General features: G+C 57.9%; 18 protein-coding genes. 8 read left to right on the top strand and 10 right to left on the bottom strand.

The annotated features are described in order from the left end of the window. Position 1 precedes the first annotated feature (1 nt). From KIF87_RS02660 to KIF87_RS02675, 4 genes are read right to left on the bottom strand one after another with little or no spacing between them, the layout of a single operon-like run. Positions 2-1,240 carry a DotU family type VI secretion system protein gene (locus KIF87_RS02660; protein WP_213327823.1) on the bottom strand — a complete coding sequence of 413 codons (1,239 nt, stop codon included), beginning with the start codon at positions 1,238-1,240 and terminating at the stop codon, positions 2-4. Positions 1,241-1,257: 17 nt separating this feature from the next. Next, complete coding sequence (tssK, locus tag KIF87_RS02665; RefSeq protein WP_024909829.1) at positions 1,258-2,601, bottom strand: type VI secretion system baseplate subunit TssK; 1,344 nt, start codon at positions 2,599-2,601, stop codon at positions 1,258-1,260. Between the two features lie 28 nt (positions 2,602-2,629). Beyond that, positions 2,630-3,133, bottom strand: a complete 504-nt coding sequence (gene tssJ / locus KIF87_RS02670; RefSeq protein WP_047652274.1) for a type VI secretion system lipoprotein TssJ — start codon at positions 3,131-3,133, stop codon at positions 2,630-2,632. A 23-nt stretch (positions 3,134-3,156) separates the two neighbouring features. Beyond that, positions 3,157-3,651: an SH3 domain-containing protein gene (locus KIF87_RS02675; protein ID WP_213327824.1), complete on the bottom strand. Its 495-nt coding sequence runs from the start codon at positions 3,649-3,651 to the stop codon at positions 3,157-3,159. A 987-nt stretch (positions 3,652-4,638) separates the two neighbouring features. Between KIF87_RS02675 and KIF87_RS02680 the strand changes: the two genes are divergently transcribed. Continuing rightward, entirely contained in the window at positions 4,639-6,927 is a 2,289-nt protein-coding gene (locus tag KIF87_RS02680; RefSeq protein WP_213327825.1) for an FdhF/YdeP family oxidoreductase, read from the top strand. A 22-nt stretch (positions 6,928-6,949) separates the two neighbouring features. After that, the gene (locus KIF87_RS02685) at positions 6,950-7,846 is read left to right on the top strand and encodes a LysR family transcriptional regulator (RefSeq protein WP_213328016.1); all 897 of its coding nucleotides are present in this window, start codon (positions 6,950-6,952) and stop codon (positions 7,844-7,846) included. Here KIF87_RS02685 and KIF87_RS02690 read toward each other — a convergent pair. After that, complete coding sequence (locus KIF87_RS02690; RefSeq protein ID WP_213327826.1) at positions 7,825-8,583, bottom strand: phosphate/phosphite/phosphonate ABC transporter substrate-binding protein; 759 nt, start codon at positions 8,581-8,583, stop codon at positions 7,825-7,827. The two genes, KIF87_RS02685 and KIF87_RS02690, sit on opposite strands and share 22 nt — an antisense overlap. Further along, positions 8,576-9,547: a fatty acid desaturase gene (locus KIF87_RS02695; protein WP_213327827.1), complete on the bottom strand. Its 972-nt coding sequence runs from the start codon at positions 9,545-9,547 to the stop codon at positions 8,576-8,578. Before KIF87_RS02695 ends, KIF87_RS02690 begins: the two co-directional genes overlap by 8 nt. 149 nt (positions 9,548-9,696) lie before the next feature. Here KIF87_RS02695 and KIF87_RS02700 point away from each other — a divergent pair, with 149 nt between their 5' ends. Next, entirely contained in the window at positions 9,697-10,677 is a 981-nt protein-coding gene (locus KIF87_RS02700; RefSeq protein WP_213327828.1) for a GlxA family transcriptional regulator, read from the top strand. A gap of 78 nt (positions 10,678-10,755) precedes the next feature. Next, complete coding sequence (gap, locus tag KIF87_RS02705) at positions 10,756-11,766, top strand: type I glyceraldehyde-3-phosphate dehydrogenase (RefSeq protein ID WP_213327829.1); 1,011 nt, start codon at positions 10,756-10,758, stop codon at positions 11,764-11,766. Between the two features lie 41 nt (positions 11,767-11,807). Here gap and KIF87_RS02710 read toward each other — a convergent pair whose 3' ends face one another. Beyond that, positions 11,808-12,995, bottom strand: coding sequence for an MFS transporter (locus KIF87_RS02710; protein WP_023336046.1), 1,188 nt, complete (start codon positions 12,993-12,995; stop codon positions 11,808-11,810). Between the two features lie 115 nt (positions 12,996-13,110). On the opposite strand from KIF87_RS02710, the gene KIF87_RS02715 reads away from it, so the two are divergent. Further along, positions 13,111-14,067, top strand: coding sequence for an AraC family transcriptional regulator (locus KIF87_RS02715; RefSeq protein WP_213327830.1), 957 nt, complete (start codon positions 13,111-13,113; stop codon positions 14,065-14,067). 102 nt (positions 14,068-14,169) lie between these two features. Next, entirely contained in the window at positions 14,170-15,855 is a 1,686-nt protein-coding gene (locus KIF87_RS02720) for an alpha,alpha-trehalase (protein ID WP_213327831.1), read from the top strand. Positions 15,856-15,917: 62 nt separating this feature from the next. On the opposite strand, the gene KIF87_RS02725 is transcribed toward KIF87_RS02720, so the two are convergent. Then, positions 15,918-18,020 (bottom strand): TonB-dependent siderophore receptor, encoded by a 2,103-nt coding sequence (locus KIF87_RS02725; RefSeq protein ID WP_213327832.1) that lies wholly within the window; start codon positions 18,018-18,020, stop codon positions 15,918-15,920. 112 nt (positions 18,021-18,132) lie between these two features. Further along, positions 18,133-18,387, bottom strand: coding sequence for a GlsB/YeaQ/YmgE family stress response membrane protein (locus tag KIF87_RS02730; protein WP_008502662.1), 255 nt, complete (start codon positions 18,385-18,387; stop codon positions 18,133-18,135). Positions 18,388-18,595: 208 nt separating this feature from the next. Here KIF87_RS02730 and ycgR point away from each other — a divergent pair, with 208 nt between their 5' ends. Further along, the gene (gene ycgR / locus KIF87_RS02735) at positions 18,596-19,327 is read left to right on the top strand and encodes a flagellar brake protein YcgR (protein ID WP_193940724.1); all 732 of its coding nucleotides are present in this window, start codon (positions 18,596-18,598) and stop codon (positions 19,325-19,327) included. 38 nt (positions 19,328-19,365) lie between these two features. On the opposite strand, the gene emtA is transcribed toward ycgR, so the two are convergent. Beyond that, positions 19,366-19,977 carry a membrane-bound lytic murein transglycosylase EmtA gene (emtA, locus tag KIF87_RS02740; protein WP_063143839.1) on the bottom strand — a complete coding sequence of 204 codons (612 nt, stop codon included), beginning with the start codon at positions 19,975-19,977 and terminating at the stop codon, positions 19,366-19,368. 107 nt (positions 19,978-20,084) lie between these two features. On the opposite strand from emtA, the gene ldcA reads away from it, so the two are divergent. After that, a complete protein-coding gene (ldcA, locus tag KIF87_RS02745; RefSeq protein WP_213327833.1) occupies positions 20,085-20,999 on the top strand; it encodes a muramoyltetrapeptide carboxypeptidase in 915 nt (304 codons plus the stop codon). Positions 21,000-21,047 lie beyond the last annotated feature (48 nt).

Genomic DNA, 21,047 nt, shown 5'->3' on the forward strand with positions numbered 1-21,047 from the left:
CTTAGTTTCCTTGCGGCAATCCGTTCAGCTCAGCCTGAGTGTTTTCAGGCGACACCAGCAGAGTAATTTCCACACGGCGGTTACGGGCGCGATTTTCAGGCGTCGTGTTCGACGCCACCGGGTTAATCTCGCCCCGCCCTTCCGCCTTCACGCGGCCAGGCTGAGAGAGGCTTCCCTGCAGCATTTTCTGTACCGAGCGGGCGCGTTCCAGAGAGAGTTCATAGTTAGAGGCAAAGCGCGCGCTGCGGATCGGCACGTTGTCGCTGTAGCCCACCACCAGAATTTTGCCGCTGACGTTATTCATCGCCTGCGCAATGCGGTTGATGACCGGTTCATAGCGGTCACGCACGACGGTAGAGGCAGAGGCAAACAGCCCGTCGCCCTTCAGGATAACGACGCTGCGGTCCGCTTCGTCTTTCACCGCGACCAGGCCAGCCTCGATTTCAGGCTTCAGGAAGCCGCGCAGGTTCAGCACCGCCGGTAGCTGACGGGCCGGTTGCTGAATAGTGGTTTCCGGCAGCTGGGACTGATAAATCTTCGCCAGCACCGGGCTGGTGTTATCGCCAAGCCGCCAGTTAAGCACGATATAAAACAGGCAGGCGATAAACCCGGCCAGCGCCACGCAGGCCCACAGGGGAACCATCGGCCGCCAGAGCTTGCGCAGCACCGGACGATCTTCCGGATGGGGAGAAAGCGGCGGCGGATAGCTGCCGCGCACGCCGCGGATCATCTGCCACAGCCGCTGCTTGATGGTTTCAAGCTGGGTGCGGCCATTGTCCAGCACCCGATAGCGTCCTTCGAAGCCCAGCAGCAGGCAGTAGTTGATCATCTCCAGCAGCAGAATATGCTCGCGCGGGTTCTGCGACAGGCGCGCCAGCAGCTGGAAGAACTTCTCGCCGCCCCAGGTTTCGTTGTGGAACGTCACCAGCAGACCGTTGCTTGACCAGACGCCGCTGCTGCCCCAGGGGGTGAGCGCGGCGGCCTCATCGAGCGCCGTACACAGGCAGTAACGTGCCCCGACGATCACTTCGTAGGGCAGCCCCGCCTGCTGGCAGCGGACTTCGAAACGGCGAATCTCATCGATCAGGCGCTGGCGTAACGCCACCTGATCGTCATGGGAGACCGAATGACGGATCTGCGGAATCGCGTTGAGCAGCGGATTGGCGGCCGCTACCAGCTGATTGTTGCTACTGGCTCCGGTAAACCCGGCATCACTGCCGGTGTCCTGTCGTTCCTGCATATTAAGCGCTCGCTTTATTATTCTGTCGGGCTACGGATGGCCCAAAACTCCATATCCAGCCCCGGGAATTCCCCTGCAAGATGCAGGGCGAATGCGCCGGACTTATCCATCTCGTGCCACAGCTCGCTGCCCTTCTCCAGCTCAAAGTAGCTGTAGCCGGCATGCCACGGGATCTGCGGCGGCGCGACCGGCATGGCGCGCAGCATAATGCCCGGCAGCTGAAGCTGAACCAGATCGCGGATTTTCGAGACCGGCGCGACCTTCATCTGCGCCGGGAAATGGGTTTGCAGGTGTTCCCCTGGCACGTTGGCTTTAACCGCCAGCACGAAGCCGAACTCACGCACCATGCTGGTTTCAGGCACCGTGGCGATGTTCAGGCCGTGAGAGCGCTCGTTGAGCGGCAGCTGAATCGCGTGGTCTTCCATCACCAGCGACAGCCCCTGACGCAGCATCAGCATCAGTTTGCTGAAGCAGTTTGCCAGATCGTCATGATCGTAAATCGGCAGCACGCTTTCGGCGGTACGCTGGGACGTCCAGGTGGCGAGCTCGGTCGCAAACGGCAGCCAGCTGCGCCAGAGCGTTTCCGGATGCAGCAGCGGGAGGGTTTTTAAATGAGAAACCTCGCCCAGATGACGGTTAACCAGCGACAGCAGCGTGAACTCAATCAGTTCGGAGGTATTAAAGCGGCCGGGCTGGCGTAAACGACCGCCAATCTGCTGGCTGCGCTGCACCAGCAGACCGTGCAGATCGTTGATCATGCTGTAGATCTGCGGGCTGTTGTTGGCGTTGAGCATCGGCGGGATGTAGCTGTTGTCGAGCCGCACGTGATTGTCGTTACGTTTCTCCGTCACAAACGCCACGCCGATGGCGGTCCATTCTGCCGTGAGGTCTTTTTCCAGCATCAGGGTCAGACGCAGACGACCAAACTGGACGGTGGCATCCCCCACCGACATGGCGTTGTCGTCTTCCACCTCTTGCTCGAAAGCGATGAAGCGCGCCAGCGAGGCCGGCTCTTCGCTGAAAATCACCTCTTCTCTCTCGCCACGACGGACCGGCAGCGCGAGCACCACCTTTTCGTTGGTGAGATTGTCAGGAATTTTCAGCGGCGCAGGGCCGTTGCGCCCGTTACGCACCTGGAAAAAGGTGCCGTCCGGCAGCAGGCCGCTGCAGTAGCTCAGGGCAATGCATCCCTGACGAAGCATCGCTTCATCCAGTTCAACGTCAAGAAAGCCCCAGAGATATGACCGCTGTAGCGCACCCCATTCACGAACATGGTTGAGCAGATAACTTTCAGTCCGCTGAAAATGGTGTGGACGCAGGAACATGCCTTCGGTCCAGACGACCTTTTCTGCTTTCGTCATGATGATGTGTTTCCTGTTTTGAAGCGCGTTACTGGCTGATGACCCGAATGCCGTTCACGTCGAGAAAAACGTTGGCCTGAAGTTCATCAGCGGACCATTTCCAGAACTGGTAGATATGATTTTCGCCAGGCACGGGCAGAGGGAGTGAAACGCGCCATTTTTTGCCATCCAGCACCTGATACTCCGCCATCACGCCGATGTAGCGGGCCTCCGGAGAGCTTTGCCCGCTGAGGGTTTTGGACAGCTGTCCCGGCATCAGGAAAAACACGTCGCTGTTCAGCAGATTCGCGCCAAGCGTGGCTGACGCGTTGTTCTGCAGGGAGTAGAAGTCGCTGGACATGAAATCCGCATCGGATTTCAGCAGCAGCACCCGGACCTTAAGCGGCGCAGATTCATTGATTTGTGGATGAGCCTGAAACTGCAGATTGTAGCGGGAGGGGTCGCTGTGTGAAGACGACGTACAACCACTGACCAGGGCGAAAATCACCGCGTAAAAGAATAACCACAGCTTATGAAAATTTTTATTATTCATAAAAATGCGCTCATGAAAGCCGTTTAGTTCAGGATCCAAGTACCGTTAGCGCTGTCTTTGCAGGCTTTGCTGTTGCCATCGACATCGACACAGGTCGCTTTTTTACGCGCCTTCGGACGAATGGCCTGTTTACGCACGGCGGCGTCGTACTGGTCGGCCTTGATCACGGCGCGCATCGGGACGTAACCAATCAGCTGATCGTTACCTTCATCGGCAAGCGCCATCCAGTAGTGTTCAACCTGCCCCAGCACCACGTACGTTTTTCCGGTCTCGAGATTGCGGATAACTTTGCCGCCGAAGTCAGGACGGCTCATCAGGGAGGCTGGATACATGGCACGATACGGCTCGTTAACCGACGTGAATTCCGCCGGCGGCGTAACGGCGTGACGGTGGGTTAAGGTTACGCCGTTGACCTGGCTGGTCTCGATCGTATCGTCGTTGATCACAGGTTTCTGCGGCGCTTTACAGCCCGCCACCGCCATTACAAACAGAAGTGAAAACAGTACGCGCATTTTCATATGCTTTTCCGTAGCGATATTTCGATGATGAAGATAAGGGAGTGAAGTTTGACTTAAGTGCTATTGTTAAAATAGCCAGGATATTTTCGGGGCGTTACTATTTTAAGGGCATAGCTACCGCACGAGCCCTTCAGAATAAGGCCCAGCGTCTTCCTGACATATTTTGACAAACGGTAAACAAGTTTACATGAGCTTCGCATCAATTCAATATTTACCGTTACGTAACTGTTGGTAAATGAAGCAGCCGGTAGATTATAGGATTAATCCTAATAAAAAATCCTACATAGCCTAAATGGCGTTATTTTTTCATCGAAAAACTACATAACACGATGTTTTACAAAATAAAAACACAAAATAGAACCACTTTCGCTAACGCAATACTGCTATTATCGCCACTACCATAATTAGTAGAATTGGCGTATTGGTGATGTCAGCAGAATATATTGACGATGAATTATTTGTTGCACTAACAGGGTATCTTTAATATTGAATGCACTTTACGCCATGAATGTCCCTATTTCACTTATGCAGCGCGACGTTAATTTCACGGCACAAAATAACTTTATATTTCACGATGTGATAATTACCCTGTCAGGCATAAAATATAACCACCAATCATTAAGCCTGAGTTAACCTTCCCGTCATTGTCACAACCAAAAAATGCACGCAATTCCCTGCCAGCCGCGAGCATTGTCTATTTCTACCGCTCGCAGGCTTCATTCGAAGTTTTATCGGTGCTACATCCTTCCTTACTCACCGCCATCTATCTCGCCTACCGGGCGATAGATAAGATTTATTATTAAAATGCTAAAAATTCGTTATAATTTCTTTAAATATTTACACGTCAGTTCCCATAAATCCCTGTAATAAAAGAATTTAAGATAAAGCATCTTTCCGCACCGCATGCGCATCGCCATCCGGTTGTCATTGCTTTCGCTTATTGTCTATGGGTTCAGACGTGCGTGACCGAACAAATCAGGAGTGGGTATGAATAAGAAAAGACGCTCAGTGCCAGGTATCCGACACTATGACGGTCCTGCCGGAGGCTGGGGGGCATTAAAAGCGACGGCCATCGCGGTACGTACCCAAATGGATACCCTTGATGCCCCCGCCACGCTGCTGCGCACCAACCAGCCTGACGGTTTTGACTGCCCAGGCTGCGCGTGGCCCGATAAAGAACACAAATCGACGTTTCAGTTCTGCGAGAACGGCGCCAAAGCGGTGACCTGGGAAGCGACCAGCAAACGCGTCACCCCCGCGTTTCTGGCCGAAAACAGCGTCTCCTCGCTGCTGGCAAAATCGGACTTTGAACTGGAAGGCTATGGTCGACTGACGCATCCCCTGCGCTATGACCGGGCAAGCGATACCTTCCGACCCGTCGACTGGGACGAGGCGTTTGAACGCATCGGCGAAGTATTGCGCGGGCTCGAACCGGACCAGGTCGAGTTTTATACCTCCGGGCGAGCTTCCAACGAAGCGGCGTATCTGTTCCAGCTGTTCGCTCGCGAATACGGCACCAATAACTTCCCCGACTGCTCGAATATGTGTCACGAGGCCACCAGCGTCGGTTTGCCGCGCTCGATTGGCATCGGGAAAGGCACCGTCTCGCTGGACGACTTCGATAAGACCGAGCTGGTGATCTCCATCGGCCACAACCCCGGCACCAACCATCCGCGAATGATGGGTACTCTCCACGAGCTGGCACGTCGCAACGTGCCGATTATCGTCTTTAACCCGCTGCGCGAACGTGCCCTGGAACGTTTCGCCGACCCGCAAAGCGTGATTGAAATGGCGACCTACGGCTCCACGGATATCGCCTCGACCTATTTCCAGGTGAAGGCCGGGGGCGATGCCGCCGCGCTGAAAGGCATTGCCAAGCACCTTCTCGAAATGGAGGCCGAACGCGGTGACGTGCTGGATCGCGCATTTATTGCCGAACACACCCAGGGCATTGAGGACTTCGCCGCCGATATCGCGCAAACCCGCTGGGACGAGATCGAGCGCGAGTCTGGCCTGAATCGGGCGGCGCTCGGGAAGGTCGCCGACGCCTATGCGAAATCAAATGCCACCATCATTACCTACGGGATGGGCATTACCCAGCACAATAAAGGTACGGCGAACGTCCGCCTGATCGCTGACCTGCTGCTGCTGCGCGGGAATATCGGCAAGCCCGGCGCGGGTATCTGCCCCCTGCGCGGCCATTCAAACGTTCAGGGGAACCGAACCGTCGGGATCAGCGAGAAGCCTACCCCGGCCTTCCTGAACCGTCTGAAGGACGTTTTCGGCTTTGAGCCGCCGTCTCACCACGGACACGATGCGGTGCAGGCCACGCAGGCAATGATCGACGGACGTGCGAAAGCGCTCATCTGTCTCGGCGGTAATTTTGCCGTCGCGATGCCCGATCACGAGCGGGGCTTTCCGGCGATGGGTAACCTGGATTTGAGCGTGCACGTCGGCACCAAGCTCAACCGCACCCATCTGCTGGTGGGCAAAGAGACCTTTATCTTTCCGTGTCTCGGCCGCACCGAGCTGGATATCCAGGCCACCGGTCGTCAGTCCATTACCGTCGAAGACTCCATGTCGATGGTGCATGCCTCATCCGGCAAGCTGAAACCCGCCTCGCCGCTGCTTCGGTCAGAACCCGCTATCGTCGCGGGCATGGCGAAAGCCACCCTGCTGGACACCCGCGTGGGCTGGCTAACGCTGGTTGAGGATTACGACCGGATCCGCGATCTGATTGAGCAGACCATTCCAGGCTTTGAGAACTACAACGCGCGGATCCGCGTTCCCGGCGGCTTCCGTATGCCGCTGCCGCCAACGCAGCGTATCTGGCCAACGGCGACGGGAAAAGCGATGTTCTCGGTGTTCGACGGCGTTCACGAGAACGCCAGCGGTGAAGGCGAGCACGTTCTGCGCCTGATCACGCTGCGCAGCCATGACCAGTACAACACCACCATTTACGCCCTGGACGACCGCTACCGCGGCGTGTTTGGCCGCCGCGACGTGCTGTTTATGAACGAAGACGATATGGCGCAGTCAGGACTGGAACACGGCGACCGCGTGGATATCGAAACCGCCCTCCCCGGCAGCGTTCAGCGTCTGAAAGACATTACCGTGGTGGCGTACAGCATCGCGCCGGGCACCGTCGGCGCCTATTACCCGGAGGCCAACGTGCTGGTGCCGCTTGATTATCTGGATAAGGACAGCGGTACGCCGTCGTATAAATCCGTTCCGGTTCGCATCACCCTGCGCTCAAAAGAGATCCGCATGCTGTAAGGCTGCTCGCGCAGAGAATATGATGGATATTAAACAGTTAAAATATTTAATCGCACTCGACGAGACCCGGCACTTTGGTAAAGCGGCCTCGCAGTGCAACGTCACCCAGCCGACCCTTTCCATGCGCATCCGCAGCCTGGAAGAGGAGCTGGGGCTGGTGCTGATTGCGCGCGGGCAGCGCTTTGAAGGGTTTACCCCGGAGGGTGAACGCATCCTCGCGTGGGCCCGCACCCTGCTGGCCGCGCACGACGGGTTACAGGCGGAAGCCGCGCTGTGCAAAGGCCTGGTGGTGGGCGAATTACGTCTGGGGATGGTGCCGCTGGCGAGCGTGGATCCGATGATTTTTATTCGTCATCTGACGCAAAAATACCCGGAGCTGACCTATAGCCTCTATTCCATGTCCTCAGCGCAGATTGCCGACGGCGTCAGCCGCAACCAGCTAGAGCTGGGAATTTGCTACCTCAACAGCATCGACACCAGCCTGTTTGACGTTATCCAGCTGCCAAAAACGAAGATGGGCCTGCTGCACGACGTCCGCCATTTCCAGCTCGGCCAGGCAACGCTGACCTGGCACGATCTGACGGATTTTCCGCTGGGGTTCCTGACCAAAGGGATGCACTACCGGGCGCATATGGAGGCCAGCTTTAAATCTGTCGGCATCGAACCGACGTCCGTTTTCGAGAGCGACTCCACGTTCCAGATCATTCAGGCGGTTCAGAGCGGCGTGTGCTGCGCCGTCATGCCGCTGAACAACGGGCTGGAAGCACTGAACGGCAATTTCAGGATTGTCCCCATCGCCGATGCGAACATTGAGGCTCCCGTCGGCCTGATTATGCGCAGGCAGAAGCCCATCTCCTCGCTGGCGCTGCGCTGCTTTACCGACGCGCAGGAGATTTATCACGCGGTCAATGAGGCGTAGGCTTCGCGCGTCACCTCGCTAAAACCGCCGATCAGCACCGCGTCGCAAATCTCCAGATGTTCCGGTGAACTGACCAGCGCGTGGAGCGCATCGCGAATGGCGTTAAGCGTTTCAGGTGAGGTGTTATGCGAGGTGATCAGCGGCAGTCCCGGCGTCAGCGGGGTACGGTCAATGATCGCCAGCCCCGCAAGCCGTTCCGGCTCATGGCGCTGCAGCAGTGCCCAGGTTACGCAGTCGATGGCCGCGATATCCCCTGCCCCGCGTTTCACATCAATCAGCGACTGGCGATGGCTGCCGCTAAAGGACGTTTGCGCGAAAAACGGACCGTCAGCGGTCAGGGGAGCCACTTTTTTTCGCAGCGCATTGTAGCCGGACTGCGAGTCCGGGGAATTACAGACCGCACGACGTCCGCGAAAATCCGCCAGCGTCAGGTGCCTATCCTCCTCGCGCACCGCCAGAAAGCTGCGGTACTGGATCCCTTCGCAGCCCGGTGCCGCGTAGTGAAAACAGCCGACCACCTGCACGTCCGGGAGCTGCGTGACCAGCGGATAACCGCAGGTCTGGCTGAGGATAAGCGCAGGCTGTTGCCAGTGGGTCAGCAGATCGGACTCCGGCCAGCCGGGGTCACGATCGACGGACACACCGCGCGCGGCCAGCAGCCCCTTTACCGCCAGCCAGAGCGCGCGGGTGTCGGCGCGATCCACGGCATACATGGGAAACGCCAGCAGGTTACTCATACCCTTCCCCCTGTTGTTTTCCGGGGTGAACGGTGACGTCGACGGGTCTGACCCAGAACTGGCGCAGCCATTCACCATAGCCCCTGACGAGAAAACCGTGGTTTCGCTGCTGGTACGCCTCCCGGTTTTGCTGGTAGATCGCCTTCAGCCCGTACCAGGGAACGCCCGGCAGATCGTGATGGACTGAATGGTAGTTGAGATTCAAAAACAGTACACGCCAGAATAACCCGGCCTCGTTAATAACGGAGCGCGCCAGGGGATCGTCCGCCGCGCGATGTTCGAAAAACGATCGGATCTTGGTCAGCGCCAGCGCCGGATAGCTGACCGCCAGCACGAACCAGACGGATGAAAAACCGGTATGCGTCATCCAGGCGAAGAGCGCCACCAGCAGCAAAACGTGAACCAGCCACATCGTCATTGCCCGCAGCTGAAGGTGACGAAACGCCGCCGCGGCGCTGCCCAGCGTCTGAAGGATATCCAGCAGCGGCGCCAGCATCAGCCGCCCGGCGAAGGTGTTCCGGGCGCGGATCGCGCGTTTCTGCCACGGCGAAAAGCGCGCCCAGCTCTCGTCGGTAAAATAGTACGACTCCGGGTCATCCACCGGATGGGTCAGGCTATGGTGGCGATGATGGGCAAGATGGGAGTCCCGGTACAGGCCATACGGATACCAGACCGCCAGCGGGAGCGTGCCAAACAGCTGGTTGAGCCAGGCAAAACGCGTGGGGTGTCCGTGGATCAGCTCATGCTGCAGGGACATGAACCAGGCGGTAAACCCGATCAGCAGCAGCGTGGCGGGCAGCAGGCCGAGCGTTTGCCAGAAGGTCAGCGTGGCAAACCAGCCCGCATAAATAGAGACGATCAACAGCCACGTGGGCAGTTCGCTTCGCCATAAAAAACCCGATGCAAGATGGCGGATTTGTTCGCGTTGTTGCGGATGTAAATAGAGGGAGCTTCGTTGACTCATTCCTTCAGACGCCGTTTCGCCAGAGATAATTCTCTGACGATCGGGGATAACGCCTGAAATAACAAAGAACTTAAATCGCTTTGCTTTGCCAGAAACGTGGGGCGTACGCGTCGCTTGACTTATTCTGTGATAAAGGTACTTTTCAGGACATGAAGAAGATCCTGATTATCGTTCCCGACGGCGGCATGCTGTTTGAAGCCGCCGGTATCGCCGACATTCTGATGCAGGCCAACCGGCTGCATCCGGAAGGGCTTTCGCACCCCCGCTACCGGATTATTATCGCCACCACGCAGCCTCACCAGGTGATCCACGGCCAGTCCGGCCTGAATCTGCTGGCGGACTATCGTCTGCCGGAGCTGGATCCGCGTGAACCGCTGGATACCATCATCATTACCGGACGCGGCATGAACGAGCTGGAGAGCACGGCGGTGGTGGACTGGCTGCACCTCGCTGCGCCGCATGCTCGGCGGGTAGCCTCTATCTGCGGCGGCGCGATGCTGCTGGCCCAGACCGGCTTGCTGGACGGTCGGCGCGCGACCACCCACTGGCGGCTGCTGGAGACGATGCAAACGCAGTATCCGGCTATCCACGTCGAAGGCGGTCCGCTGTATATTCAGGATGGCCCCATCTGGACCTCCGGCGGCGTGAGCTCCGGGTTCGATCTGACCCTGGCGCTGGTGGAAGACGACTACGGATTTACCCTCGCCCGCGACGTGGCGCAGGATATGGTGATGTATCTGCGCCGTCCCGGCGGCCAGCTGCAGTTCAGCCGTTACAGCCTGCAGCAGCCCGGCGCATCGGGCCCGATAAGCGAACTGCAAGCCTGGATCCTGCAGAACCTCACCGCCGACCTGTGCGTGGAAAATCTGGCCGAGAAAGCGGCGATGAGCCCGCGTAACTTCACCCGCGTGTTTACCCGCGACGCGGGCGTCTCTCCGGCCCGCTACGTGACCGAGGCGCGTCTGGCCGCGGCCCGTCAGCTGCTTGAGCAGACACAGGATCCCCTTGAGCGCGTTGCCGAGCAAAGCGGGTTTGGCACCAGCATTAATTTGCGCCGCATCTTTGAGAAACAGCTTCACCTCACGCCCGGCGAGTACCGCCAGCGATTCCACTGCCGCAAAATGGCGTAATCTGATCCTTTTTTGTCGTTTACGCCAACCGGCCCGACGCCTACAGTGACTCCAGACAACAGAGATAAGGAGTGCACCATGGTTAAGGTCGGTATTAACGGTTTCGGCCGTATCGGACGTAATTTCCTGCGCGCGGCGCTGGGTAACCCGGATCTGCAGATTGTGGCCATTAACGATCTGACGGACAGTAAAACCCTCGCCCACCTGCTAAAACATGATTCCCTTCTGGGCAAGCTGCCCGCGCCCGTTGAAGCGGCAGAAGGCGCGCTGCAGGTAGACGGGCAGCGGATCGCCGTATTTAGCGAACGCGATCCGGCGAATATCCCATGGCGTGATGTCAGCGCTGACGTGGTGATTGAGGCCACCGGCTTCTTTACCGAGCGGGAAAAAGCGGCGGTGCATATTACCCACGGCGGCGCTAAGCGCGTCATCATTTCCGCTCCCGGGAAGAACGACGACCTGACGATTGTGATGGGGGTTAATCATGAGCAGTACGATCCCGCCCGACACGCTGTGGTGAGTAACGGGAGCTGCACCACGAACGGTCTGGCACCGGCCGCTCAGGTGCTGCATCAGCAGTTCGGGATTGAGCATGGCCTGATGAATACCACCCATGCCTACACCAACAGCCAGGCGCTGCACGACCAGCCGGAGAAAGATCTGCGCGGCGCGCGCGCGGCGGCGCTGTCGATTGTGCCTTACTCCAGCGGCGCGGCGAAAGCGCTGGGGAAAGTCATCCCCTCCCTTGACGGCAAACTGACCGGGTACTCCCTGCGCGTGCCGGTACCGGTGGTGTCGATTGTGGATTTGACGGTAACGCTGAGCCGGAACGTGACCGCCGAGGAGGTAAATGACGCGTTCCGCAATGCTGCCACCAGCGGGCCCCTGAAAGGCATTCTGGGCTATAGCGATGAGCCGCTGGTCTCCAGCGATTACCAGGGCGACCCACGTTCTTCAATTATCGACGGGCTTTCCACGCTGGTGATTGGCGGGAATATGGTGAAGATCCTGGCGTGGTACGACAACGAGTGGGGCTTCTCTAACCGCCTGGTGGATTTGGCGGTGCTGATGGATAAGAAAGGGCTGTAAGCCTGAAGCCGGGTGGCGCATGCGTTCACCCGGCAAATAATTCACTCTGCTTTTACTTTCACACCCATAAACACAATCACCATCGCCATCACCAGCAGGAAACCGCTTCCCGCGAATACGCCGCTGGCGCCGTTGAGGTCAAATACCGCCCCGCCCCCGGCCGCACCGGCACTGATTGCCAGCTGAATTGAGGCCACCAGCAGCCCTCCTGCACTTTCGGCTTCATCCGGAACGGTGGTAGCAAGCCAGGTTGACCAGCCCACCGGAACCAGACCAAATGCAAAGCCCCACAGCGCAACCAGGAACCCGTCCAGCATAGCCAGATGACCAAACGCCACCATCGTGAGCGCGAGAACGCCCATCGCGAACGGCACCAGCGCCAGCGTCAGGCGCAGATTGCGTGCCAGCAGATGCCCGGCAACGGAGGTGCCGACAAAGTTGGCCAGCCCAAAGCCGAGCAGGATCAGCGAAATGGTCTCAACGCTCGCCTGACCCACCGTTTCCAGGAACGGACGCAGGTAGGTAAAGAAGGCAAAATGGCCGCTGAAGATCAGGATGGTCGCCAGCATGCCGCCGATCATCCCCGGACGACGCAGCACGCGGAACAGCGTACTCAGGCTGCCGCTGCTCTCCGGCTTCATGGACGGCAGTACCCAGAGCTGCCACAGCAGCGCCAGCATGCTCGGCAGGATGCAGAGCACAAAGACGTTGCGCCAGCCGATCAGGCTGCCCAGATAGCTGCCGAGCGGCGCCGCGACCACCGTGGCAATCGATACGCTGGAGAAGATCACCGCCAGCGCCTTCGGCACTTTATCCGCCGGAACCAGACGCATCGTCGTCGCCGTCGACATCGCCCAGAATCCCCCGATGGCTACGCCCAGCAGCAGACGTCCCATCAGCAATACGTGCAGAGTCGGCGCAAAGGCCACCAGCAGGCTGGAGATAATTTGCAGGACCGAGAAAAACATCAGCACCCAGCGGCGATCGATACTTTTGGTGGCTGGCGTAATCAGCAGTCCGGTCACCAGCGCCACCAGCGCGGTGGCGGTGACGGCCTGTCCGGCCATTCCCTCACTCACGCCCAGGCTCGCGGCCATCGGCGTTAACAGACTGGCGGGCAGAAATTCTGCCGTAATCAAACCAAACACCCCCAGCCCCAGTGAATAGACGGCCCGCCAGGCGGGTTTTGCAGGCGCTACCGCCTCGCTCGCCGCGACACATGAATTCATCTGTTTTTCTCCCGTTATAAAAATGTGACAACTGTCGCAAAAGCATAGAAGGTTCACCCTGGACGATCTATGACATATAATCTCCACTTATTGATTATTCGTCCGGAGTTGCGCCATGACCTTACAGTCACCCGATTTGATCAGCGAACTTTTACGCGGCATGCGCCTGTCAGGGGTGAAATACCGGCGGATTGAAGCCAGCTCGCCGTTTGGCGTCGCGTTCCACCACGCCCCCGGCAAAGCGCAGTTTCATTTCGTGAGCCACGGCAGCGCCCTGCTGCGAATGGAGAGCGGTGCGGCCTTTCAGCTGAGCAGCGGCGATGCCCTGTTTATTCCTGGCGGCAATTCCCATGCCCTGCTCTCCGACGAGCGGGCCACCATTACCCCGGTCAGCGACTTTCCCAGCGAGCCCATCTGCAGCTCGGTCTGTGCCATCACCTGCGAGCCCTGCCCGGAAAGCGAGAACACCATCATCTTTAGCGGGTGCATGGATTTTGAGCTGGGCGGGATGCAGCCGCTGATTAAGGCGATGCCGGAAGTGATGATGGTCAGCCGGCTGATGTCCACCTGGCCCGAGATCCACCCGCTGCTGGCGGCGATGGAGCGGGAATCCGTGGCGCGTCAGGCCGGGTACGCCGGGATCCTCGCGCGCCTGGCCGACGTGGTGGCGGCGTTAATCGTGCGCGGCTGGGTTGAAGGCGGCTGTGGTAAAGCCACCGGCTGGGTGCAGGTTCTGCGCGACCCGCGCCTGAGCCGGGCCATTTACGCTATGCACCAGCAGCCCGGCCTGAACTGGAGCGTGGCGGATCTGGCAAAAGAAGCGGGCACCTCCCGTTCCGTGTTCGCCGAACGGTTTCTGGCCGCGACGGGAACCACCCCGGCAAAATATCTCAGCGAGCTGAGGATGCGGCTGGCCATCCAGTACATTCGCCACGAAAATCAGCCGATTGAAACCGTCGCGCTGCGGCTGGGGTACGGCTCTCTGGCGGCATTTAGCCGGGCGTTTAAGCGGATTATCGGGCATGCGCCCGGCACGCTGCGGGAAGCCAGCCAGACGCCGGAAGTGGTTTAACTGGCCAGCAATATTTAACGCGAAGCGGGCAATATTCGTCTAAGGTTTTCAGGTGATTGACAACAGCGGTCACGCTGTTTAGTGAAGACAGGAGACGAACTAATGATAAGACCTCGTACACTACGCCCCGCGTTCTTGCCCCTTGCGTTAGGAGGCGCGCTGCTCGGCGTAACGACATTCGGTTATGCCGACGATAGCCCCGCAGCCCAGACAGCCTCACCCGATATTTTGCTGGGCCCCCTGTTTAATGATGTGCAAAGCGCCAAACTGTTTCCCGATCAGAAAACCTTCGCTGATGCCGTCCCCAAAAGCGACCCGCTGATGATTCTGGCGGACTATCGGATGCAGCACACGCAGTCCAGCTTTGACTTACGCCACTTTGTCGAGATGAACTTCACGCTCCCTGCGGAAGGGGAAAAATACGTCCCGCCTGCTGGACAAAGTTTACGTGAGCACATTGACGATCTCTGGCCCGTGCTGACGCGCACCACCGATAAAGCCAGCAACAAATGGGATTCCCTGCTGCCGTTACCCAAACCTTACGTTGTGCCCGGCGGGCGTTTCCGCGAGGTCTACTACTGGGACAGCTATTTCACCATGCTGGGCCTGGCTGAGAGCGATCATTGGGACAAAATCAGCGACATGGTGGATAACTTTGCGTATGAGATTGACACCTTCGGCCACATTCCCAACGGCAACCGCAGCTATTACCTGAGCCGATCCCAGCCGCCGTTCTTCTCGCTGATGGTGGAGCTGCTGGCAACGCACGACAGCGATGCGCTGAAGAAGTATCGTCCGCAGATGGAGAAAGAGTATGCCTACTGGATGGACGGCGTCGACGCCCTTCAGCCGGGACAGGCTAACAAGCGCGTGGTGAAACTGGATGACGGCGCTATCCTCAACCGCTACTGGGACGACCGCGATACCCCGCGCCCGGAGTCCTGGCTTGACGATGTGAATACCGCCAAAAGTAATCCTAACCGACCTGCGACCGAGATCTACCGCGATCTGCGCTCCGCTGCGGCCTCGGGCTGGGACTTTAGCTCCCGCTGGATGGACGACCCGCAAAAGCTCGGCACCATCCGGACCACCAGCATTGTCCCCGTGGACCTGAACGCCCTGATGTTCAAGATGGAAAAACTGCTGGCGCGGGCAGGCCAGGAGAGTGGCGACGCCGCCAGCGCAAGCAAATACGAGACGCTGGCAACGGCGCGTCAGAAAGCCATCGAGAGCCACCTGTGGAATGATAAAGAGGGCTGGTACGCGGATTACGATCTGAAGAGCAAGAAGGTTCGCAATCAGCTCACGGCGGCAGCCCTGTTCCCGCTTTACGTGAAGGCGGCGGCGCAGGAGCGGGCCGATAAAGTCGCCGCGGCAACCTCGTCGCGCCTGTTGAAACCGGGCGGTATTGCGACCACCACCGTCAACAGCGGCCAGCAGTGGGATGCGCCAAACGGCTGGGCCCCGCTGCAGTGGGTAGCCGCGGAAGGACTGCAGAACTACGGGCAAGAAAAGGTCTCGATGGACGTGACCTGGCGCTTCCTGAAGAACGTTCAGCATACTTACGATCGGGAAAAGAAACTGGTCGAGAAGTATGACGTGTCGACAACCGGTACGGGCGGTGGCGGCGGGGAATATCCGCTGCAGGATGGCTTCGGCTGGAGCAACGGCGTGACGCTGAAAATGCTGGATCGGGTCTGCCCGAAAGAAAAACCGTGCGACAGCGTGCCGGAGAACCAGCCTGCGGCGAATGATGAGGCTGCGCCGGTAAAAGCTGCGGCGCAGTAAGAGTATTGCCGGGTGGCGGCTACGCCTTACCCGGCCTACATTTTGAACTCACAGGGAGTTACTTAGAAACTGTAACTCGCCCCTAGCTGATACGTCCTGTCACGCCCAATCCAGCAGTTGGTCGCGTCGTAGCAGGTCAGCGTCTCTTTATTGGTGATGTTCTGCGCGCTGGCCTTAAGCGTTAGCCCCGCCAGCGAGGGCAGGATTTCGCCCATCCGGTAGGAAGCCGCCAGATCGTACTGCGTAGTGCCGCCCAGTTTTCCTGCATCGTTTGCCGGAGAGATTTCCATCGGCCCGGTGTAGCGTGCGCCCGCTCCCAGCATCAGTCCTTTCAGCGGCGTGTTGTCAAAGGTGTAATCCCCCCAGAGGTTGAAGGCATTCTCCGGGACCTGCGTTGGACGTTTACCTTTGTACTTGTCATCTTCCCGGTTGATCGCGTGGGTGTACGCATAGTTGGCAATTAGCGTCAGGTTGTCCGTCGGACGGCTGATGGCGGACAGCTCTGCCCCTTTGGATTCCAGTTCCCCGGTCTGACGATAGTTCAGGAAGCCCGGATCGGAGGTGACAACATTTTTCTGACGAATGTTAAACACCGAGGCGGTAAAGGTGGTGGCGTAGTCGGCCAGAAGATATTTCACCCCGCCCTCCACCTGCTTGCTGGTGGTCGGCTTGACGTCTTTCGCCACGAGCGTTCCCTGCGGTGACACCGGCGCAAAACCTTCTGAATAGCTGATAAATGGTGAAATCCCGTTATCGAAGGCGTAAAGCGCACCCAGGCGTTTGGTGACGCGATCCTGCGACACCCAGGCTTTATCACCGTTTTGCAGGTAGTTGGTGGTGACGGAGCGGTAATCGTCGTAGCGCAGGCTGCCCAGCAGGTTGAGGCCGCCAAACTCTACCTGATCCTGTAAGTAATAGCCGTTCTGCTGATAGCTGAGGCGGTTTTTCTGGGCGGTATACAGCCCCAGCGTGCTTTCGCCGATCTGCGAATAGTCAGGATGACGCATATCGATACCCGGCGTGGCCGACGCGTAGCGATAGTGGAAATGGGAGTTCAGCTTCTGATAGTCAAACCCGGCCAGCAGATGGTGCTTCCAGTCGCCCAGCGCAACGGTTTTGGTCACCTGGTTGTCGATGTTGAAGCTCTTAAGGTCTTCATCGGTGGTGTAAGCAAAGCGGTTGAGCTGATACACCTCGCTTCCCGTCCCTGTCGCGTAGACGCTGCGCTGGTGGGTATCGACGTCGAAATAGCGCGCCTTCTGGTTAAAGCCCCAGCCGCTGTCAAATTCATGTTCAAAGCTGTAGCCCAGCATCCACTGACGCTGCTTAAACCCGCTCCATCCGTCTCCGGCGTAATCGCGCTTGCCCGCGTATTTTGAGCGCAGGTAGGCGAGCGGCAGCGGGTTAGACGGCGTCAGGCTCGGGGTGTTTTGCGCCAGCGCGTCCAGGGTGAGGCGGGTTTTGCTGTCCGGTTGCCAGGTGACGGACGGCGCAACCAGGTAGTTTTCATACCGGGTGGTGTGCGGCTGATCGTCGTTTTCCGTGGCTTTGCCCAGCAGACGGTAGTTCCAGTCGCTGTCGGCAATCTGTCCGGTTGAATCGAGATAGCCCTCTTTCAGATTACGGTTTCCGGTGTTAACGCCGATCTCCGTTCGCGCTTCTCGCTGCGGTTTTTTACTTTGAATATTCACCAGCCCGCCCGGCGAACCGCCGCCGTAAAGGACCGATGAGGGGCCTTTCAGGATATCAACGCTGTCAATCAACAGCGGATCGATGCGGGCTTTGGTATTGCCGGTGACGTTATAGGGCAGCTGCAGCCCGTTGTAGAACTCCTGGTCGACGGTAAAGCCACGAATTTTATATTCGCTCATGTAGGAGGTATTGCCCCGCACCTCGGTTGAGACGCCTGGGGCATAGCGCAGGATTTCATTCACCGAATTCGCGTGACGCTTTTCAATTTCCGGCGCAGAGAGGGTCGTGATGACCTGCGGCGTTTTACTTTCGGCAACGGCCGATTTCGTGGCGCTGTTCGTCCAGGCCGGCAGCGCGCTGCCCTGCTCTGAGCCCGTGACGACGATGGTGGATTCTTCGGCGAACGCCGGGACCTGCAATGCCAGCGTAACGGCGCCTGCCAGGGCGCAAAGCGTAAAGCGTGAGGTATTCATAATGTCGTCTTGTTGTTAGATGCAATACGGAACGACAATTATTATCATTTAGATTAACAAATCAATACTCAGGCAAAAAAACGGCCCTCCGCAGAGAGCCGTTTACGTCAATTTATGCTCGTCGCAGTAACCTGAATATGCCCAGCACCACAATGGCACCCACGACAGCGACCAGAAAACTGTGCAGGTCGAAACCACTTATGTTGCCTCCAAAACCAAACATCGTCGCCAGCCAGCCGCCCACAACCGCACCAACGACCCCGAGTACACAGGTCAAAATAAAGCCGCCGCCATCGTTTCCCGGCATGATCAGTTTAGCGATAGCGCCAGCAATAAGACCAAAGATAATCCAGGCGATGATACCCATAGCGATGCCCTCTTGCAGGTTTAACGCGTGCGCAGAAAACCTTCTGCACAGCTAACTTAAGTATAGGTCATCGCCGGAAAACCATTTTCATCTCACCGACTTATCTTTGCTTAAACAGGCAAAAAAAACTCACCGGTTTGTATTAAGTTTCATTGCAGATTGCCGATAACGCTAAGACAGTCTGTCATCAATCAAGGAGCCATCCGGCGTGAGTCATTACAGTGAGCAGTTCCTCAAGCAAAATCCGCTGGCTGTATTAGGGGTATTACGCGACCTGCAAAAAGGTGAAGTGCCGCTGCGCATCAGCTGGTCGAATAATCAGTTCATCAGCAAGATCCTTGACGCCTCGCAGGAGCGGCTGGTGATTGATTTAGGCAGTCAGGAGTATGAAAACCGCGCGGCGCTGAAAGCGGAAAATGTCGCTGTAATGGCCGAAACGCAGGGTGCCAAAGTGGAGTTTGTCCTGACGCGGCTGGAAATGAGTGAATACCAGGGACTCCCTGCTTTTGCTACCCCGCTTCCCACCAACCTCTGGTTTGTCCAGCGTCGTGAATATTTCCGCATCAGCGCCCCGCTCCATCCCGCCTATTTTTGTAAGGCCAAAATGCCGGACAAAAAAGAGATCCGCTTCCGCCTCTTCGACCTGTCGCTGGGCGGCATGGGCGCACTGATGGATACGCCAAAACCCGACGGCCTGGTAGAGGGCATGCGGTTTTCGCAAATTGAGCTGGATATGGGGGGCTGGGGTCGCTTTTATTTCGATGCACAGCTGATTGCCATCAGCGACCGTACCGTCGTGGACAGCAAAAATGAAACCATCACCACGCCGCGTCTGAGCTTCCGTTTCCTGAACGTCGGGCCCGGCGCAGAGCGTGAGCTTCAGCGCATTATCTATTCCCTGGAGCGGGAGGCGCGGGAACGCGCAAATAAAGTTCTGTAAGGAAAATCGGGCAGCGTGACCGCCGCCCGTCTGCGGCATTACATGGCATCCATCGCTTTCTGTACTTTCCAGATATAACGAGGCGCCTGTGGTGCCGGGTGATTTTTCGCCACATGTTCAAAGAATTCGTCTTTGTCCATGCCGTTAATCTCTTCTATCGCCTCTTTGCGGTCAGAGGAGAAGGTTCTGAGCAACGCGCCGGCACCGTTAACGTAAGACACCACCAGCGCGTACTGCATCACCTCCGGATCCTTAATGCCCTTCAGCACGCCATGTTCCATTATGCTCAGGTAGGCCGTGCCCATTGATATGTTGCGTTCCGGGTTTTTCAGCTCGCTGGTCGACGGCTGGCCGCTCCAGCCCATATAGCGGTAAACTTCTTTCCCCGCCGTTGACGCTTTAAGCTGCATCAGGCCCACCGCGTTGGATTTGCTGACAAGCGCAGGATTTCCCCCGGACTCCACCGCAATAATCGCCGTGATGAGACGCGGGCTGACGCCCCAGGCCTTCCCGGCTTGTTCACTGATCGGCATCCACTGCATGGCCCGTTTCACCGGCACTTCCGGGTTCCAGGGTGGGTTTTGATAATCATGTTTTGAACTACAGCCAGCAAGCAGCACAATCAAAAAAGCAAACCATCTCAATTTCACGTCATCTATCCTTATAGCCGGTCATCGCGGTGCGCCGCCTCTTGAAGCAGGCGGCGTATAAGCGGCATGATATAGACAATTAGTTTCTCATTCAGCAAGGAATTGCCATGTCTAAGTTTCATCTCATCGCGCCGTCGGGCTACTGCATTAACCAGGACGCGGCGCAGCGGGGCGTTCAGCGTTTGCTGGAGTCGGGTCATCAGGTAGAAAATCAGACGATTATCCCCCGCCGCCAGCAGCGTTTTGCCGGTACCGAAGCGCAGAGGCTGAATGATATCAATAGCCTGGTGAACCTGACGGGCGAAAACCGGATTGTGCTTGCGGTGCGCGGTGGATATGGTGCGAGCCGGCTGCTGGAGAGCATTGACTGGCAGGGGCTGGCGCTGCGCCAGCAGCACGATCCGCTGCTGATTTGCGGCCACAGCGATTTCACCGTCATCCAGCTCGGGCTGCTGGCCCTGCATAACGTGATCACCTTCAGCGGTCCGATGCTGGCCGGTAACTTCGGCGCGCCGGAGCTGGATGCGTTTACCGTGGAACACTTCTGGCGCGCGCTGCGTAACCCTACCTACAGAGTGGAGTGGCAAGGCAATGGACCGCACTGGGAGTGTGAAGGCCAGCTCTGGGGCGGTAACCTGGCGATGCTGGTCTCGCTTATCGGCACGCCGTGGATGCCGCAAATCGAGGACGGCATTCTGGTGCTGGAAGATATCAACGAACATCCGTTCCGCGTCGAGCGCATGCTCTTGCAGCTTTATCATGCCGGTATTCTTGAACGCCAGTCCGCGATTGTGCTGGGCAGCTTCAGCGGTTCTGCTCCGAATGACTATGACGCGGGTTACTCCCTGGAGACCATGGTCGACTTCGTTCGCTCGCGGCTGGATATTCCGGTCATCACCGGTCTGGATTTCGGCCATGAGCAGCAAACCGTGACCCTGGCGCTGGGGGCGCACGCCTCCCTGATCCATAACGATTCCGGCAGTCGGCTGACCATCAGCGGCCATCCTGTCATAAAGGCATAAAAAAGCCGTTATACCCCCTTAATAAAACGCTGTTGCCGTTGTTAATAT

Origin of the sequence: Enterobacter sp. 120016, from assembly GCF_018383635.1 — a bacterium.
GTDB lineage: Bacteria > Pseudomonadota > Gammaproteobacteria > Enterobacterales > Enterobacteriaceae > Enterobacter > Enterobacter asburiae_D.